4 protein-coding genes are annotated in these 3,637 nt (G+C 57.3%); 3 read left to right on the plus strand and 1 reads right to left on the minus strand.

What is annotated here, in order from left to right; genetic code table 11:
• The first annotated feature begins 297 nt into the window (after window positions 1-297).
• Complete coding sequence (locus ACSZO1_RS21815) at window positions 298-768, plus strand: YbaK/EbsC family protein (protein ID WP_437616403.1); 471 nt, start codon at window positions 298-300, stop codon at window positions 766-768.
• 46 nt (window positions 769-814) lie between these two features.
• Here the strand turns inward: ACSZO1_RS21815 and ACSZO1_RS21820 are convergent, their stop codons facing one another.
• Window positions 815-1,249 carry a VOC family protein gene (locus ACSZO1_RS21820; RefSeq protein ID WP_437616405.1) on the minus strand — a complete coding sequence of 145 codons (435 nt, stop codon included), beginning with the start codon at window positions 1,247-1,249 and terminating at the stop codon, window positions 815-817.
• A gap of 208 nt (window positions 1,250-1,457) precedes the next feature.
• Between ACSZO1_RS21820 and ACSZO1_RS21825 the strand changes: the two genes are divergently transcribed.
• Together ACSZO1_RS21825 and ACSZO1_RS21830 are read left to right on the plus strand one after the other, a co-directional pair.
• Entirely contained in the window at window positions 1,458-1,940 is a 483-nt protein-coding gene (locus tag ACSZO1_RS21825; RefSeq protein ID WP_437616407.1) for a DUF2946 domain-containing protein, read from the plus strand.
• Window positions 1,941-2,015: 75 nt separating this feature from the next.
• Complete coding sequence (locus tag ACSZO1_RS21830; protein ID WP_437616409.1) at window positions 2,016-3,446, plus strand: PepSY-associated TM helix domain-containing protein; 1,431 nt, start codon at window positions 2,016-2,018, stop codon at window positions 3,444-3,446.
• Window positions 3,447-3,637: the final 191 nt, after the last annotated feature.

Genomic DNA, 3,637 nt, shown 5'->3' on the forward strand with positions numbered 1-3,637 from the left:
CAGGATAGCTTATCGGTAGCTAACCGTCCCTCCATCCACATGACCAAGCGTTGCACTTATTATCTGAATTCGCGCTGGACTATTGCTGAATATGTCTTCCTTAGCTTGCTATTAATTAATTTAAATTAATTAATAAAAGAAACTAACTATTCTGCCTGACGTGTCGGGAATCCGCCCACCGCTAGCAGACCCCCAGCAGAATCACGCGACTTAGTGCAAATTTTTCTTCTGACATTCAGTTTACAGATCCCGGCGGTTGTGGCAGCTTTATCGGCGGCTAACACGACGGAGATAAGCATGAGCCTGGAGTCAGTACGGCAGTTCTTTGCCGAGCGCGCACCTGAAATTGATATTATTGAGCTGGCAGAAAGCACGGCCACCGTCGCGCTGGCGGCGAAAGCTCACCGCGTCACACCGGGCCAGATTGCCAAGACGCTGTCGTTAAAAGTAAAAGATCGGGTGGTATTGATTGTGACACGCGGCGATGCCCGCCTGGATAATCGCAAGCTGAAACAGGCGCTGGGCGCCAAAGCGCGCATGCTGAGCACCGATGAAGTGGTTAACTGGACCGGGCATCCGGTAGGTGGCGTTTGCCCGTTCGGGCTGGAAAATCCCCTACAGGTCTACTGCGATGTCTCGCTGAAAGATTTCACGGAAGTGCTGCCAGCCGCCGGCGCGATCCACAGCGCAGTGCGAATTTCGCCACAACAGATGGCGGAGCTGACCGCTGCAACATGGATTGATGTCTGCGAACCCGCCGCGGCCTGAGTGAGCCTGTTTTCGGGCGAGCAGCCGCTCGCCCGTGTCCTGTTACTCAGGATAGATGCGCCAGATCCACCTGGTCTCCTACCTGTTGCCCATAAGACAACTCAAGCGTATTGCCGTCAGGATCGGCGAAAAATGCCCAATTGCCCACAGGTGGTGGGGACTGCTCCGGTGCCCGACGCAGGACACCTTCACGTTGCGCCATTGCCACTTTATCATCAATCTCTTCGCGGCTGGCGCAGGCAACACCAAGATGGCCGAATGGTCCCAGCGGTGTATCTTCACTCAGCACAGTCTGCACCAGCACAATGGCAAAGCGGCGGGTCAAATCGGACAGCCACGCCACTTTTTCCGCATCAGGAGCACCTGGCTCACGCTGATGAATAACCTTCATCCCGCCATAGCGCTGGTAAAAGTCGATGCTTTTGGCTAAATCTTTCACTTCAAACGCGACATGGGTCAGCCCAATATCCAGAGTTGTCATCTCTCTTCTCCTTGTGATTATCCTCTTTGCCTTTCCAGATTAAGCAGCCTGTGACCATGCATTTATCCGCCAGTGCCCACCATCGCTCATTTGCGCACAAAGCAACAAATGCTGCTTCAGCCTGCTACGTTCTTTTTCCGGTAATCAGTTGTCACATCCGGCGCGGATTCGGCTACAATCCCCGCGTGATTTTTATGACAGGTGACATGTGTCTCTGATTCGACTTTCGCACGCGCACAGCCACTTGCCGGCCTGGCTTGGTTTGTTCGCCATGCTGCTGCTGTTTATTGCCCCGGTGATCTCAAAATCACTGGAGCATGCGCGTGGCAGTGCGATGCCGATGATGATGCACCATGGCGGGATGATGATGGCGGAGGAACCTTCAGCTTCAGCGTCCGCCATGCCAATGGACGAAATGTCGCACCATAGCAGCACGATGCGGCATCACTCGCCAGCAAAGCCCGTCAAACCTGCCACATTCCACAGTATGTCGATGATGGATGACAGCGCCTGTGGCTACTGTGTGCTGCTGATCCATCTGCCGCTGAACCTGAGTCATCTGCCAGAACTGTGGACGCTGCTGCAGGCCGCCGCGCCGCCGGTTGCCACGCCTGAGCCGCTGTTTACCGCCGTTTTTGTCCCGATTCATTTCCGCCCGCGCGCCCCGCCGCTTCCTGCTGCCATCGCCTGAAATTAATGAAATTAGTCACCCGTCGTACTGCACGATGGGCACCTGCATTTGTCTGAAAGGACTCCAGGAAGCGTTATGTCGGAAAAAATTATCCCGGCCGCGTCAGTCGCGCGCGCCGAAACGACGCAAAACAGTCAGGCGCTGATGCACCTGCTGCGTCGCCTGCACTTCTACATCGGCCTGTTTATTGGCCCGTTTATTTTTGTCGCGGCCCTGACCGGCACACTGTACGTACTGACGCCGCAGCTGGAAAACCAGCTGTATCAGCATCAGCTGTTTACCGATGCCAGTGGCGCGGATCACCCGCTGTCGCAGCAGGTGGACAGCGCACTGCGCCATATGGGTAACGGTGCACATATTGTCGCCGTGCGTCCGGCCCCCACTTCCGGGGAAACCACCCGGGTGATGTTCCGCGATGCCGATGCCGGGCCGTCGGAAACCCGGGCCGTGTTTGTCGATCCCAAAACGCTGGAGATTCGTGGTGAGCTGATGGTGTATGGCACCAGCGGTGTGCTGCCGTTCCGCACCTGGCTCGACTATCTGCATCGCAGCCTGTTGCTTGGCGATGCAGGCCGTAACTACAGTGAACTGGCCGCCAGCTGGTTGTGGATCGCTGCGCTGGGTGGTGTGGCATTGTGGGCGCTGAGCCGTACACCACGTCGTACGGCAGGCACGCGTAAACCCTCGAAGACCGGCCGCTTTCTGCGCCAGCGTTACTGGCATACCACGCTGGGACTGGCGCTGTTTCTCGGTCTGGTGTTCTTTTCCGCCACCGGCTTAACCTGGTCCAACTGGGCGGGCAACAATATTGCCCAGATGCGTGCCCACTTTGGCTGGTTAACACCGTCAGTGAACACCCGGCTCGACAGCAGCGACGCGATGATGCCGATGGATGAGCATGCCGAACATCACCAGCATGGTATGGCGATGGCGGCGCATCATCCCGCACCCGCCACCATTACACCGGCGCAATTTGACGCCGTACTGGCGAGTGCGCGCCAGACCGATATCACGGCGGGTAAAGTCGAGATCCGCCCTGCTTATACTGCAGACAAAGCCTGGACCGTTTCCGAGATTGATCGCAGCTGGCCGACCCAGGTTGATGCTGTTGCTGTCAATCCGGTCAACTTCCAGGTCGTGGATAAAGTGGAGTTCGCCCGGTTCGGTCTGCTGGCAAAACTGACGCGCTGGGGTGTCGATGCGCATATGGGCGTGCTGTTTGGCCTTGCCAATCAGCTGGTGCTGGCGCTGTTCGGGCTGGGGCTGTGCGTGATGGTGGTGGTGGGTTACCGCATGTGGTGGCTGCGCCGGCCGGCAATCAGACAGCAGGCGAATCCGGCGGATACGCTGATGTATGGCTGGCGCAGACTGAGCATCAGCCTGCGTATCCTGCTGGCGGCGATCAGCCTGGCGCTGGCTTACAGTCTGCCCGTGATGGGCGTCAGTCTGTTGTTGTTCCTGCTGATTGATATTGTACGCTGGCGAGCCAGTGCGCGGATCGGCTAACTCACCGAGATGCACTCCGTACTCCTTCCCCCGTTTTGCAGGGGAAGGCTGGGATGGGGGCAACGACTCAGCAATATCATCGCGGCCCCCCCTCCCTGCCCTTCCCCCATGTTATTGTACGGTCCGGGGACATTGCAGACAGGTGTTCGGGGACATGGTGAACACTTTTTAACATCCTTTACCCATGGTGA

It is taken from the genome of Erwinia sp. V71 (genome assembly GCF_965644245.1).
Lineage (GTDB): Bacteria > Pseudomonadota > Gammaproteobacteria > Enterobacterales > Enterobacteriaceae > Erwinia.

Excerpts from the sequence above, each read along its gene's own strand:
- ACSZO1_RS21815 (WP_437616403.1), top strand. The coding sequence starts at position 298 with ATGAGCCTGGAGTCAGTACGGCAGTTCTTTGCCGAGCGCGCACCTGAA.
- ACSZO1_RS21830 (WP_437616409.1), top strand. The coding sequence starts at position 2,016 with ATGTCGGAAAAAATTATCCCGGCCGCGTCAGTCGCGCGCGCCGAAACG.
- ACSZO1_RS21820 (WP_437616405.1), bottom strand. The coding sequence starts at position 1,249 with ATGACAACTCTGGATATTGGGCTGACCCATGTCGCGTTTGAAGTGAAA.